The 13,404-nt window shown below is 70.7% G+C and carries 15 protein-coding genes; 2 read left to right on the top strand and 13 right to left on the bottom strand.

Annotated elements, in window-relative coordinates:
* Positions 1-8 precede the first annotated feature (8 nt).
* The 3 genes from DEJ12_RS02270 to DEJ12_RS02260 all read right to left on the bottom strand — a co-directional run bounded on the left by DEJ12_RS02270 (position 9) and on the right by DEJ12_RS02260 (position 2,669).
* A complete protein-coding gene (locus tag DEJ12_RS02270) occupies positions 9-1,415 on the bottom strand; it encodes an L-serine ammonia-lyase (protein ID WP_111028904.1) in 1,407 nt (468 codons plus the stop codon).
* A 34-nt stretch (positions 1,416-1,449) separates the two neighbouring features.
* Positions 1,450-1,644, bottom strand: coding sequence for a PspC domain-containing protein (locus DEJ12_RS02265; RefSeq protein ID WP_027466823.1), 195 nt, complete (start codon positions 1,642-1,644; stop codon positions 1,450-1,452).
* Positions 1,645-1,742: 98 nt separating this feature from the next.
* On the bottom strand, positions 1,743-2,669 hold the full coding sequence (locus DEJ12_RS02260; protein ID WP_258370453.1) for an NADP-dependent oxidoreductase: 927 nt from the start codon (positions 2,667-2,669) through the stop codon (positions 1,743-1,745).
* 95 nt (positions 2,670-2,764) lie between these two features.
* Here DEJ12_RS02260 and DEJ12_RS02255 point away from each other — a divergent pair, with 95 nt between their 5' ends.
* Complete coding sequence (locus tag DEJ12_RS02255) at positions 2,765-3,583, top strand: shikimate 5-dehydrogenase (RefSeq protein WP_111028903.1); 819 nt, start codon at positions 2,765-2,767, stop codon at positions 3,581-3,583.
* Positions 3,584-3,657: 74 nt separating this feature from the next.
* Here DEJ12_RS02255 and DEJ12_RS02250 read toward each other — a convergent pair whose 3' ends face one another.
* Genes DEJ12_RS02250 through DEJ12_RS02225 form a run of 6 tightly spaced genes read right to left on the bottom strand, consistent with a single transcriptional unit; the run spans position 3,658 to position 8,872 of the window.
* Complete coding sequence (locus DEJ12_RS02250; RefSeq protein ID WP_111028902.1) at positions 3,658-4,101, bottom strand: SRPBCC family protein; 444 nt, start codon at positions 4,099-4,101, stop codon at positions 3,658-3,660.
* A gap of 5 nt (positions 4,102-4,106) precedes the next feature.
* Positions 4,107-5,552, bottom strand: a complete 1,446-nt coding sequence (locus tag DEJ12_RS02245) for an NAD(P)/FAD-dependent oxidoreductase (RefSeq protein WP_111028901.1) — start codon at positions 5,550-5,552, stop codon at positions 4,107-4,109.
* Between the two features lie 39 nt (positions 5,553-5,591).
* Positions 5,592-6,260: a hypothetical protein gene (locus DEJ12_RS02240; protein WP_111028900.1), complete on the bottom strand. Its 669-nt coding sequence runs from the start codon at positions 6,258-6,260 to the stop codon at positions 5,592-5,594.
* A gap of 54 nt (positions 6,261-6,314) precedes the next feature.
* On the bottom strand, positions 6,315-6,842 hold the full coding sequence (locus DEJ12_RS02235; protein WP_181433002.1) for a GNAT family N-acetyltransferase: 528 nt from the start codon (positions 6,840-6,842) through the stop codon (positions 6,315-6,317).
* Between the two features lie 27 nt (positions 6,843-6,869).
* Positions 6,870-8,147, bottom strand: coding sequence for an ABC transporter permease (locus DEJ12_RS02230; RefSeq protein WP_111028898.1), 1,278 nt, complete (start codon positions 8,145-8,147; stop codon positions 6,870-6,872).
* Entirely contained in the window at positions 8,144-8,872 is a 729-nt protein-coding gene (locus DEJ12_RS02225; RefSeq protein WP_031260145.1) for an ABC transporter ATP-binding protein, read from the bottom strand. The genes DEJ12_RS02230 and DEJ12_RS02225 overlap by 4 nt, the downstream gene beginning before the upstream one ends.
* A gap of 80 nt (positions 8,873-8,952) precedes the next feature.
* On the opposite strand from DEJ12_RS02225, the gene DEJ12_RS18155 reads away from it, so the two are divergent.
* Positions 8,953-9,582 carry a TetR/AcrR family transcriptional regulator gene (locus DEJ12_RS18155; protein WP_111023379.1) on the top strand — a complete coding sequence of 210 codons (630 nt, stop codon included), beginning with the start codon at positions 8,953-8,955 and terminating at the stop codon, positions 9,580-9,582.
* Positions 9,583-9,662: 80 nt separating this feature from the next.
* On the opposite strand, the gene DEJ12_RS02215 is transcribed toward DEJ12_RS18155, so the two are convergent.
* The 4 genes from DEJ12_RS02215 to DEJ12_RS02200 are packed head-to-tail and all read right to left on the bottom strand — an operon-like array spanning position 9,663 to position 13,351.
* Positions 9,663-10,688, bottom strand: a complete 1,026-nt coding sequence (locus DEJ12_RS02215) for a glycine betaine ABC transporter substrate-binding protein (protein WP_111028897.1) — start codon at positions 10,686-10,688, stop codon at positions 9,663-9,665.
* Complete coding sequence (locus tag DEJ12_RS02210) at positions 10,685-11,449, bottom strand: ABC transporter permease (protein ID WP_111028896.1); 765 nt, start codon at positions 11,447-11,449, stop codon at positions 10,685-10,687. Before DEJ12_RS02210 ends, DEJ12_RS02215 begins: the two co-directional genes overlap by 4 nt.
* On the bottom strand, positions 11,446-12,717 hold the full coding sequence (locus tag DEJ12_RS02205) for an ATP-binding cassette domain-containing protein (protein WP_111028895.1): 1,272 nt from the start codon (positions 12,715-12,717) through the stop codon (positions 11,446-11,448). The genes DEJ12_RS02210 and DEJ12_RS02205 overlap by 4 nt, the downstream gene beginning before the upstream one ends.
* A complete protein-coding gene (locus tag DEJ12_RS02200) occupies positions 12,704-13,351 on the bottom strand; it encodes an ABC transporter permease (RefSeq protein WP_071245638.1) in 648 nt (215 codons plus the stop codon). Before DEJ12_RS02200 ends, DEJ12_RS02205 begins: the two co-directional genes overlap by 14 nt.
* Positions 13,352-13,404 lie beyond the last annotated feature (53 nt).

Genomic DNA, 13,404 nt, shown 5'->3' with positions numbered 1-13,404 from the left:
GCTGGCGCTCAGCAGAGCGGGACGTTCACCGCCAGCCCGCCCATCGCGGTCTCCTTGTACTTCGACGACATGTCCGCCCCGGTCTGCCGCATCGTCTCGACGACCTGGTCGAGCGACACGTGGTGCACCCCGTCGCCACGCAGGGCCATCCGGGCGGCGTTGATCGCCTTGTTCGCCGCGATCGCGTTCCGCTCGATGCACGGGATCTGCACCAGGCCACCGATCGGGTCGCAGGTCAGCCCGAGGTTGTGCTCCATCGCGATCTCGGCGGCGTTCTCGACCTGCTCCGGCGTGCCCCCGAGGACCTCGGCGAGCCCTGCAGCCGCCATCGACGCCGCCGAACCGACCTCGCCCTGACAGCCGACCTCGGCACCGGAGATCGACGCCCGTTCCTTGTAGATCGACCCGATCGCCCCGGCGGTGAGCAGGAACCGGACGACGGCGTCGTCCCGTTCGGCGGCGGGGGCGTCGGCGACCGTGGACACGTAGGTGAGCGCGTAGTACAGGACCGCGGGGATGATGCCGGCTGCGCCGTTCGTCGGGGCGGTGACGACGCGGCCTCCGGTGGCGTTCTCCTCGTTGACCGCCATGGCGACGAGGTTCACCCACTCCATCGCGAACAGCGGGTCGTGGTCGGGGTCCTCGCGGGTGAGCTGCTCGTGCCAGGTGGCGGCGCGGCGGCGGACGTCGAGTCCCCCGGGCAGGCACCCGCCCCGGCGGACGGATCGGTCGACGCACGACTCCATCACGCCGTGGATGCCCAGCAGTCCGGACCGGATCTCGGCGTCCGTCCGGGTGACGGCCTCGTTCGCCAGGGCGACGCCGCTGATCGGCAGGCCGGAACCGGCACACGCGGCGAGCAGCTCGGCGCCGCTCGAGAACGGGTACGGCACGGCGTCGTCGACCGGGATCGCGGCACCGGCGACGGCAGCGGATGCGTCGGCCGCGGGCTCCGCCGCCTCGTCCCGTGCGATGAACCCGCCACCGATCGAGTAGTAGGTCTCGTCGGCCAGGTCGGTCCCGTCGGCGTCACGGGCACGCAGCCGCATGGCGTTCGGGTGCCGGGGCAGCATCGTCAGGGGGTGCAGGACGATGTCGGCGAGGCGGAACGGCACGCTCGCACCGCCATCGAGGCGCAGGACACCGTCGCGTTCCACGGCGTCGAGCGCGAGGACCATGGCATCGGGGTCGACGGTCTCCGGGTGCGACCCCATGAGCCCGGCGACGACGGCACCGAGGGTGCCGTGACCCTGCCCGGTCGACGCGAGGGACCCGTACAGGTCGACCACCACGGACGCGACGGGCAGGCCACGGACGAGCGTGGCGAACTCGGCACCGGCCCGCATCGGGCCGACCGTGTGCGAGCTCGAGGGGCCGACACCGACGCTGAACAGATCGAAGACGGAGACCGGCACGCCGCCACACTAACCCGTCCGGACGGACCGGTGCTCAGCGCCGCCGACCACCCTCGGGCGGCATCACGAACCACAGCACGACGTACGCGATCCACAGCGGCCCGGGGAAGAAGCTCAGGATGACCCAGACCACCCGGACCAGGGTGCGGGACAGGTTGAAGCGGTCGGCGAGACCCGCGCAGACGCCGGCCAGCAGACGACCGTTGCGGGGACGGGAGAGTGTGCTCATACCGACGACGCTACGCAACGCCGCCGGTCGAGCGCATCCGGGACGCACCCCGAGCGTGGTGGGGGAAACCCCCGGACCGGCCCTGAGCGGCCCCGGGGTCAGGGGATGAGGACGATCTTGCCGCGGGTGTGGCCCTGCTCGAGCTCCTCGAAGGCGTCCTGCACGCGGTCGAGCGGGTAGGTCGCGGCGATCGGCACCTCGATGGCGCCGTTCGCGACCTCCAGTGCGAGCGCCCCGAGGATCTCCGGGTCGGCGGTGTCCGCGCTGCCCGAGGCCTTCGCCCCGACCTCGGCGGCCTCGTCGAACGCGATGATCGTCTCGATGCGGTCGACCGGCACCCCGAGGGCGATGCCGAGCCGGACGTACTCGGCGCCGTGGGTGTCGATCACCGCGTCGATGCCGTTCGTCGCGAGTTCGGTGATGCGCTCCTGCAGGCCGTCGCCGTACGCGACCGGCCGTGCACGCTTGGAACGGAGCCACTCGTGGTTCGCCTCGGAGGCGACGGCGATGACGTCGATGCCCTCGTTCGCGAGCAGCTGGGTGACGAAGCCGCCGACCCCGCCGGCGGCGCCGGACACCACGACGGTCTCGCCCGGACGCGGGTCGACCGCGCGGACGGCTGCGGCCGCGGTGGTCGCGATGACGTCGAGGCCACCCGCCACGGTCCAGTCGAGCAGGCGTGGCTTCTGGACGACCTGGACGGCCGGCACGGAGACGTACTCGGCCTGGCTGGCGCGGTCCCACGACCAGCCGATGACCTCTTCGCCCTCGTCGACGCCGTCCACCTCGGCCCCGACGGCCACCACGATGCCGGCGAAGTCGGTGCCCTGCCCGGACGGCAGGTCGCCGCCGAACGTACCCTGGCGGATGGCCGACTCACCGGGGTTGATGCCTGCGGCGCGGACGCGGACGAGCACCCGCCCGGGCGTCACCTCGGGAACGGGCACCTCGGCGACGTGCAGGACCGATCGGTCACCCCACTCGTCGAAGCGGACAGCGCGCATGGTCTCCGGGATCTCAGTCATCGGCACCGACGCTACCCCGGAGCGCGGCACGCGGTCTGCGTGGACCGCTCCATCCCTGCGAGGACGCGAAAGCGAGAGGGTGCGAGACTGGGGGCATGCCCATCCTGAACAAGGACATGCAGGTCTGCATGTCGCTGGCCGCGCGACCGAGCAACATCGGCACCCGGTTCCACAACTTCCTGTACGACGAGCTCGGCCTCAACTTCCTGTACAAGGCGTTCACCACGACCGATCTGCCCGGCGCCGTCGCCGGCATCCGTGCGCTCGGGATCCGCGGTTGCTCGGTGTCGATGCCCTTCAAGGAGGCGATCATCCCACTGGTCGACCACATCGAGGACTCCGCCGCCGCGATCCAGTCGGTCAACACGGTCGTGAACGACGACGGCGTGCTCACCGCGTCGAACACCGACTACGAGGCGATCGCCGCCCTGCTCGGGTCGCACCAGGTCGACCCGGCTTCGCGCGTGCTCCTCCGCGGCTCGGGCGGCATGGCCAAGGCCGTCACGGCGGCGTTCCGCGGCGCCGGCTTCGACCGGTTGACGGTCGTCGCGCGCAACGAGCAGACCGGCCCGGCCCTGGCGTCGCAGTACGGCTACGAGTGGGTCGCCGACGAGCGCGAGGCGGGGGAGACCGACCTGGTCGTCAACGTCACCCCGCTCGGCATGCGCGGCGACCAGCAGGACGCACTCGCCTTCGCGACGGAACGGATCGAGGCGGCGCACACCGTCTTCGACGTGGTCGCGTTCCCGTCGGAGACTCCGCTCGTGCGGGCGGGGCGCGACGCCCGCAAGCACGTCATCACCGGCGCCGAGGTCATCGCCCTGCAGGCGGCCCGTCAGTTCGAGCGGTACACGGGCGTCGCCCTGACCGACGACCAGGTGGCGCGGGCCAGCGAGTTCTCGCGCGCCGAGTAGTCGACGCACCCACAGGGCGGACGGGAGGCCGTGGCGGCGCCGCCACGCGCCTCCCGTCCGTTCGTGGGGACGTCTCAGGCGTTCGCCGCGCGCCCGACGGCCACCCACTCGAGGCGGCGGAGGGTCTCGCGGTTGCGGATCCAGATGAGCGGCTGCATGAGGAAGTCGGGCACGTACGAACCCGGCCCGGCCACCGCGTTCTCGGTGATCGTGACCTTGCTGCCGTGCCGGTGCGGTTCGACGGTCAGCTCGACGCGGGCCTCGCCGATGGGCCAGCCCTTCGGCTGGATGACCATGCGGTGCGGCGGCTCCCACACCAGCGACGTCGTGACGTCGTTGATGACGATCGGCCACGCGCCGAACGAGTGGTGCAGGTGGGTACCGACCTGCGGCCAGCCGGACTCTTCCTTGCGCATGCGCGAGGCCCCGACCACCCAGGTCGTGTAGAGCCACCCGTCGCCGAGCACGTCGAACACGGCTCCGGGACGGCAGTGCAGGATGCGGACGTTCTTCGCCATGGTGATCAGCCTTCCGGGGTGAGGTCGACGTCCTCCGGCAGGCCGAAGGTGTGCCGGAGTGCGCTCTTCGCCGCGTGCCACCCGGCCATGCCGTGCACGCCGGGGCCGGGCGCGGAGGACTCGGAGCACAGGTACATGCCGCCGCCCATCCGCCACGGGTCGCTGGACAGGACGGGGCGCTTGACGAGCTGCCAGAAGCTCGCGGCACCGGCGGCGATGTCGCCACCGACGTAGTTCGGGTTGTACTCGCCCATCTGCACGGCGGTGCGGGAGCTCGACGACAGGATCGCGTCGCGGAACCCCGGCGCGAACCGCTCGATCTGGCGGGTGACGGCCTCGGTCGGGTCGACGTCCGACCCCGCGGGGACGTGCGCGTAGGCCCAGAAGACGTGCTTGCCCTTCGGGGCGCGGGTCGGGTCCACCACGGTCGGCTCCGCGCCGAGCACGTACGGGCGCTCGGCGTGCTGCCCGTGCGCCACCGCCCGTTCGGCCTCCGCGATCTCCTGGCGGGTCCCGCCGATGTGCACGGTCCCGGCCTTCCGCAGCGACTCGTTGGTCCACGGCACCGGGTCGGACAGCGCGAAGTCGACCTTCGCCGCCGCGTTGCCGAACCGGAAGCGCCGCAGTGCACCGTGCTTCGGGGTCGGGATCTGCTTGCCCGCGATCCGGAGCATGCCCGGCACGCTGGTGTCGAACAGCACCGCCTTCGCCGGGGTGAGGTCACCGAGCGACCGGACCTCCTGCCCGGTGACGATGCGGCCGCCGTGCGCGACGAGGTCCGCGGCGAGCGCGTCGACGATCGCCTGGCTGCCACCGATCGGCACCGGCCAGCCGCGGGCGTGCGCGTACGAGCCGAGCGACAGGGCAGCCGCCGCGGTGGACAGGGACGGCAGGTGCTGGATCGAGTGCGCGGCGACGCCGGACACCATCGCCGGGGCGGCCTCACCGCGGAAGCGCAGGTTCCACGCGGCGGTGCCCTGTTCGAGCGCCCGCAGGCCGAAGCGCAGGACCGTCAGCGGGTGCCGCGGCACGTGCAGCAGCGCGTCGGTCGCGAAGTCGGCGACCTGGTCGGCGTTCTCCGCCAGCGGGGCCATCAGCTGCTTGAAGGCCGGCCCGTCCACCCCGAGCTCGGCGGCGGTGCGGTCGAGGTCCTGGTAGGCGATGCCGGCGCGGCCGCCGTCGAGCGGGTGGCCGTACTGCACCTCGGGCAGGCGGAGCTCGATGCGCTCCTCCATCCGGAACAGCCGGAAGAACTCGGACTGCAGGGCCATCGGGTGCACGGCGGAGCAGACGTCATGCAGGAAGCCGGGCAGGGTGAGCTCGGCCGTGCGGGCGCCGCCGCCGATCGTGTCGTTCCGTTCGACGACCTCGACCGACAGTCCGGCGCGTGCGAGCGTCACCGCTGCCGCGAGCCCGTTCGGTCCCGCTCCGACGACCACCGCATCAACCATGCACCGAGCCTAGGGACTCGTGACTGCGTGTGGTGTCGGTCAGGTGCGCGAGGTGTCGGGATCGGCCGGGTCCGACTCGTCCTGGTCACCATCGGCGTCGTCGGGCTCGTCGGCGTCGACCGGGGTCGATCCGACGGGGTGCTCGGCGAGCAACTCGGCGAAGTCCTCGTCGAGCATCTGCTGCAGCCGGTCGTCACGGCCGATCTCGTAGTCGTCGGCCGGACGCTGTGCCCACCCGAGGCGTCCGACGACGGTGGTGCCGATGTCGTCCCAGGCGCGGGCCCGCGCGGCGAGCACGATCCCGTCGACGAAGTGCTGGTCGTCGCGCCGCTTGTCGAGCATGGTGGCGAGCTGCTCGTACGTGGCCTCGCGCATCCGGAGCTTCAGGTCGTCGCCTCGCCGGTAGTCGTGCTGGTGGCGAGAACGGCCCTTCTGCTTGCTCGAGGTGGAGCGGATCTCCCGCATCCGTGCGGCGTCGCCCCGCTGTTCCTCGGCCATGCGGTGGAGTTCCTCGCGCGTGGCCTCGGCGATGAGCGCGTGGTCGAAGTACCCCTGGTCACGCAGGGCGTTCGTGATGATGCGGTTGGCCACCGCGATGGTGACGGCGGCCTTCGCGATGAGGAAGCCCTCGTCGACCGCCCGCTTCAGTTCGACCTGGCTGATGGGTCGATCGCGCACGTCGTGGTTGCGTCGTCCGAACAAGGCCATGCTCCGACGATACCGGCGACCGGTGTCGGTCGGCCTGCACGACGGCGACGGGCGTCAGAGCAGCAGGCCGTACACCGCGACGTCGACACGCTCGGGCCCGAGGGGCAGCGCCCCGCGCAGGGTGCCCTCGTGCGCGAAGCCGAGCCGCTCGGCGAGCCCCCGGCTCCGCGCGTTGTCGACCGCCGTCCGGATCTCCATCCGTGCGCACCCGCGCGCCCGGGCGACCCCGATCAACACGGTGGCCGCCCGCCGGACGACACCACGGCCCTCCTGTCCGGCGTCCACCCAGTAGCCGAGCGATGCCTGGCCCAGGTACGGGTCAAACGTCAGCGAGGCCACCCCGACGATCCGGTCGTCCTGGCGGATGACGCAGGGCAGCGCGCGGTCCATCGCGAACTGGCCGAGCAGCCGCTCGGTGTGCAGGGCGATGGCCTCGCGGGTCTGGGGGTCCCAGGCCCAGGGCTCGGCGGCTCGCAGACGATCGGTGTTGGCGTGCACGAGTGCGAGCACGTGATCGACGGTCGTCAGGTCGCGCAGCGTCAGCGTGTAGCCGTCACCGAGGTCGCGTCCGAACGTCGTCACCGTTCCGACACTAGGCAGCCATGCCTGTCACTCGTACCGGAGCGCCTCGATCGGGTTCTGCCGTGCGGCTCGTCGTGCCGGCAGGGTGCCCGCCAGGAACGCGATGAACATCACGACGAGGATGATCGTGGCGACGGACCCCGGCGCGAACTGCATGATCTGCAGCCCCGGCAGGTCCTTGAGGAACGTGCCGGCCAGGACGTTCGAGATCCCGGTGCCGAGCAGGATCGCGACCCCGGCGCCGATGGCACTGCCGAGGAACCCGATGAACACCGCCTCGAGCGAGAACAGCGTGTAGACCTTGCCGCCACCCATGCCCATCGCCTTCATCAGGCCGATCTCGCGGGTGCGCTCCTGCACACTCATGAGCAGCGTGTTGATGATGCCGAAGCCCGCGGCGACGAGCGCGATCACGGCGAAGGCGTTCAGGACCCCGACGATGCCGCTGATGACGGTCTGGAACTGGCCGAGCTGGTCCTGGATGGTCTGGCCGAGGAACCCGTCATCGGCCAGGGACTTCTTGACCGTGGTGACGGAGGCGTCGGTGTCGAGCGTCGCGGTGGCGCTGGCGTAGGACGTCGCGATCGAGTCGGGCTTGCCGATCTCCTGCGCGGCCTGCATGGCGTCGGTCAGTGCGGCGTTCGCCCCGGCACCGCTGCCGAACAGCGACTCGTTCTGCACCCCGACGACGGTGGCGGTGAGCGTGTGCGCCTTGCCCTGGTAGTCGTCGACGGCGAACGTGAGCTCCTTGCCGACGGCGGCCGAGGCGCTGCCGAGGCCCATGTTCTTCAGGTAGTCGGTCGGCAGCATCACCTGGTTGGCGTCGGTCTCGTCGTCGAGCTGCTTGCCGCTCGCCAGGTCGGCGTCGAGCTCGCCGGCGTTGGCCGTGAGCGACACGACGTACTTGCCCTGGTCCCCGTACTCGGCGTACTTCGGTGCGAGGGCGACCGCGGGGCGGAGGCTCTTGATGCCGTCCGTCTTCTCGATCGCGTCGACGTCGGACTGCGACAGGTACGAGAACGACGCCGGGCCACGGTCGACGCTCTGGCCCGAGGCCTCGGGGTCGTACTTCGCCGGGCCGCTGTCGGTCGAGGTGGAGTCCACGGCCTTCGTGACGACCAGGGTGCCGTCGTCACCGATCGAGGAGACCTGGCTGTCGATGTAGTTGCTGACGCCCGTGCCGATCGCCGAGGTCAGGGTGATCGTGAAGGCGCCGATGAAGATCGCGATGACGGTCAGGGTCGTGCGCAGCTTCGAGCGGAAGGTGTTCGAGACCGCGGTGCGCAGGAGGTCGAGGAAGTTCATGCGGAGTGCCTTCCGTGCGTGGCAGACGCGTCGACCGCGTCATCGGGTCCGCCGACGATCAGGCCGTCGCGGACGTTCACGCTGCGGTCGCAGCGCGCGGCGAGCTCTTCGTCGTGCGTGACCACGACGAGCGTGATCCCCCGCTCGCGCTGCAGCCCGAACAGCATGTCCTCGACCACCTGTCCGGTGTTCGTGTCGAGGTTGCCGGTCGGCTCGTCGGCGAAGATCACGCTCGGCTCGCCGACCAGCGCCCGGGCGATGACCACGCGTTGCTTCTGCCCGCCGGACAGGTCGTTGGCGTCGTTCTTCGCCTTGTCTGCCAGCCCGAGCGCATCGAGCGCCGCCATGCCCCGGCGCTTCCGCTCGGCTCCGGAGACACCGGCGATCTTGAGCGGGAGCACGACGTTGTCGAGCACCGAGGTCTTCGGCGTGAGGAAGAACTGCTGGAACACGAACCCGAAGGTGCTGTTCCGGGTGCGGTTGACCTGCCGCGCACCGAGCGTCGCCGCGTCGGTGCCGTCGAGCAGCACCTGTCCGGCCGACGGCTTGTCGAGCAGTGCGAGCAGGTGCATCAGCGTCGACTTGCCGGAGCCGGACTTGCCGACGATCGCCAGGCTCTCGCCCTGGTGCACCGCCAGCGACACCCCCTTGAGCGCGTCGAACCGCGTCGCGCCGCGGCCGTAGGTCCTGGCGAGGTCACGGGCCTCGAGCACGGGAGTGGTCATGGGTTCACCGTAGTGTCCGATGCACGACTGCAAGTTTGCGTTTGCTGTAGATCATGTGACGGTCCGGTTACAGTCGGGCCATGCCCGACTCCGCGACGCCGTCAGAACTCGGTCTCCGTGACCGCAAGCGCATCGAGACCCGCAACCGCATCGCCGAGGCGGCTCGGTCCCTGGCCCTCGAGCAGGGCGTCGACGGCACCACGATCGAGCAGATCGCCGCGCGGGCCGACGTCTCCCCGCGGACGTTCTTCAACTACTTCGAGAGCAAGGAGGACGCGGTCCTCGGGCACACCGAGCTCGACCTCGAACCCGCCACTCTCCAGGCGCACCTGGCCGCCGTCGCGGGGGAGCCGGCGGCGCAGGCCGTGGTGGACCTGGCGTTCCTGGTGTTCGGGTCGTCGTTCGGCGACGAGCACGAGCGGCTCGAGCGCAAGGCCGTCATCGTGCGGTTCCCGCAGCTGATGCGTCGGCAGGTCGCGCGGATGACCACGGTCGCCGAGGCGATGACCGGCGCGGTGCGCACGATCCTCGAGCGCGACCCGGCCTGGGGCCCCGAGGCCGCGACCCCGCAGGCGGCCGAGATGCTGCTCGGCATGTGCATGACGGGCCTCCGCAGTGCCGCTCGGCACGAGGGTTCCGACCCGGAGCAGGTGCGGGCCGCGGTGGTCGCGTCGATCCGCGACACGGCTGCGCGCATCGCCGCGGCCTGAGACGCGAACACCAACGCAGGGGAGGCACGGTGCCAGCTGGCACCGTGCCTCCCGTCCGTCGGTGCGCGCGTCGAGAACGGTCAGGGCTTCGTGATGAAGCCCTCCTTCACCATCCAGTCGAAGGCGACGTCCGCCGGCTCACGCCCCTCGACGTCGACCTGACGGTTCAGCTCCTGCAGCACGGCGTCCGTGAGCTTCGGCGAGATCTGGTCGTAGATCCCCTCGAGCTGCGGGTACTCCTTGAGTGTCTTCGAGTCGATGACGGGCGCGACGTTGTACGCCGGGAAGAACCCCTTGTCGTCCTCGAGCACCGTCAGCCCGAGCGACTTGATGCGGCCGTCGGTGGTGAAGACCTCACCGAAGTTGCACTTGCCGCGGTCGGTGGCCGTGTAGACCGTGCCGGTGTCGAGGATGCTGACGTTGCTGCTCGGTACACCGTTCGACCCGGAACCACCGAGCTCCAAGCCGTACTTCTTGAGCATCGGCTTGAAGCCGTCGGCACGGGAGTTGAACTCCGACTCCACGCAGAACGTGCGCTGGTCGACCGGCAGCTTGGTGATGTCGGAGAGCGTCTTGACGTCCCCGAGCTCCTTGACGGCCTCGTTGCGGACGGCGAACGCGTAGGTGTTGTTCATCGGCGCCGGTTCGAGCCAGGTCAGCCCGTTGCCGGCGTCCTCCTTCTTCACCGCCGTCCACTGCTCGGTCTTGTCCGGGATCCCCTTCGTGTGACCCATGAAGGTCAGCCAGGCGGTGCCGGTGTACTCGTACGTGAAGTCGGCCGCGTGCGAGGTCATCAGCTCACGGACCGCGACGCTGCCGGGCACGTTCGTCTCGTCGGTGACGTCGAACCCGGCGGCCTTGGCAGCGAGGACGGCGATCTTGCCGAGCACGAGCTGCTCGGTGAAGTTCTTCGACGTCACGGTGAGGTGGGCGCCGGCCGGCAGGTCGTCGATGCGCTGGATGGAGCCGGCGCCGGCCTCGGGCACGAACGAGGTGGCGGGCTGCAGGCCGCACCCGGTCAGGACGAGGGCGGTGGCACCGGCGACGAACGCGGCGGCTCCGACCCGGGTGCGGGTGCGGCGGGTGCTGCGGGTGCGGCGGGTCATCGGAGTCCCTTCGGTCGTGCGACCGTCTCGACCACGCGGCCGAGCCAGTCGATGGAGAGGGCGAGCAGGGCGACGAGCAGGGCCCCCGAGACGAGCACCTTCGGCAGGAACAGCGTCACGCCCGTGGTGATGAGCAGACCGAGTCCGCCCGCACCGACGAAGGTCGCCAGGCTCGCCGTGCCGACGAGCAGCACGAGGGCGGTCCGGATGCCCGAGAGCATCACGGGCACCGCGAGCGGCAGTTCGACGCGCATCAGCACGCTGAAGGCGCTCATCCCCATGCCGCGACCGGCCTCGACCAGGCGGTCGTCGACGCTCTGCACGCCGATCATGGTGTTCCGGAGCACCGGCAGGATCGCGTAGAGCACGAGCGCGATGACGGCGGACGAGCTGTTCAGGCCGAGCCAGGCGGCGAGCAGCACGATGAGACCGACGGCCGGGGCCGCCTGCCCGAAGTTCGCGACGGCGAGCACGTACGGGCTCGCCCGGCGCAGCGGCCCGCGCGTAAGGACGACGCCCAGCGGGATGCCGATCACGAGCACCAGGACCGTCGACTGCAGGGTCAGCACGAGGTGCTGGCCGGTCAGGGCCAGGATGTCCGCCGGGTTGAGCGTCGTGCGCTCCGTCGGGGTCAGGTCCGCCGTCGCGAGCCACACCGCGAAGCCGGCCAGGACGACCAGGATCGCGATCGGCTGGAACAGCAGGCCCTTCCACGAGGTGCTCGCACCGGTGGCGGGGCCGGCAGTGACGACTGCGCTCACAGGTCTTCTCCGGTGGGCATGGCCGACACCGGTGACGACGGCATGGTCTCGATCGGGTTCGTGTTCGTTCCGACCGGCGTGTAGGCCTGGTCGCCTGCGGCGGTCGCGCGGGAGCGGGTGATCGCCTCCATCACGGTCTCGACGGTGATGACCCCGCGGAACGCGTCACGACGACCGGTGACGAGTGCGGCGCCGGCGCTCGAGACGAGCATGGTGTCGAGCGCGTCGTTGAGCGTCGCTGCCTCGCCCACGACGGGCAGGCCGGGCTCGACGCCGTCGGGGATGCGTTCGAGACGCTCGAGCTGGCGGCGCGACGGCCACCCGATCGGCCGCTGGCGGTGGTCGACGACGACGGCGTGCTGGTGCCCGCCGGCCTCGTTCATCCGCTGCAGCACGGCCTTGACCTCTTCGCCGGGCGAGCACGTCACGGCCGACTCGACCTCGACGTCGCGCACGCGGTTCAGCGTGAGCTGCTTCAGGCCGGCACCGGAACCGATGAAGTTCTCGACGAACTCGTTCGCGGGCTCCGCCAGGATCCGCTCCGGGGTGTCGTACTGCACGATGTGCGCACCCTCGGTGAAGATGACGATCCAGTCGCCGAGCTTCACGGCCTCGTCGAAGTCGTGCGTGACGATGACGATCGTCTTGTGCAGTTCCTCCTGGATGCGCAGGAGCTCGTCCTGCAGGCGCTGGCGGGTGATCGGGTCGACCGCACCGAACGGCTCGTCCATGAGCAGGACGGGCGGGTCCGCCGCGAGCGCGCGGGCCACGCCGACGCGCTGCTGCTGGCCACCGGAGAGTTCGCGGGGGAACCGGTCGCGGTAGGTGTCGGGGTCGAGCGAGACCAGGTCGAGCAGCTCGTCGACGCGCGCCGCGATCTTCTCCTTCGACCAGCCGAGCATCTTCGGCACGATCGCGATGTTCGCCGCGACGGTCATGTGCGGGAAGAGCCCGCCGGCCTGGATCACGTAGCCCATGCGGCGACGGAGCTCGTCACCGTCGATGCCCGTGACGTCGTCGTCGCCGACGACGATCCGGCCCTGGGTGGGCTCGATCAGGCGGTTGATCATCTTGAGGGTCGTCGTCTTGCCGCAGCCGGACGGGCCGACGAGCATGACGATCTTGCCGGCCGGGATCTCGAGCGTGATGCCGTCGACGGCGGGCTTCGACTGCCCGGGGTACCGCTTGGTGACCTCGTCGAGCAGGATGCTGCGCCCGGTGACGTCCCCGTCGAGCGCGGTGGTGGTGGCGGAGTCAGTGCTGGACACGGATACCTCTCGAGATGGTCAGGCGGCCGAGGCCGATGAGGAGCAGGTCGAGGACCAGGGCGAGCAGGACGACGCCGACCACCCCGACCACGACGGAGAACAGGGCGTTGGCGCCGCCGAGGCGGGACAGCCCGGAGAAGATGAAGCCGCCGAGCCCGGGGCCGAGCGCGTACGCGGCGATGGCGGCGATGCCCATCACCATCTGCGCGGCCACCCGGACACCGCTCAGGATGATCGGCCACGCCATCGGCAGCTCGACCTGCAGCAGGGTGCGGAACCGGCTCATGCCGATGCCACGAGCCGACTCGACGACGGCAGGCGGGATCTCGGCGAGACCGACGACCGCGTTGCGCAGGATCGGCAGCGCGGCGAAGAAGACGACCGTCACGACCGACGGCAGGACGCCGAAGCCGAGCGGGACGATGAGCAGGCCGATGACGGCGAACGACGGCAGGGTGAGGCCGATGGCCGACACCCCGTTCGCGAACGCGGTCAGGCGCGGGCTGCGGTAGACGAGTGTGGCGAGCACCACGGCGATGACCGTGGCGAGGACGACGCACTGGACGACCAGTGAGAAGTGCTGCCACGATGCGAACCAGATCTGGTTCCATCGCTCCACGACGTACTGGAACACGGGTGGGCGCTCCCCTTCCGGTCGGCTGAACTGCCCACAGATCGGGGCACGAG

Origin of the sequence: Curtobacterium sp. MCLR17_059 (assembly GCF_003234665.1) — a bacterium.
GTDB lineage: Bacteria > Actinomycetota > Actinomycetes > Actinomycetales > Microbacteriaceae > Curtobacterium > Curtobacterium flaccumfaciens.
The sequence above is the reverse complement of the archived record's forward strand: the minus strand, read 5'-3'. Positions and strand labels throughout refer to the sequence as shown.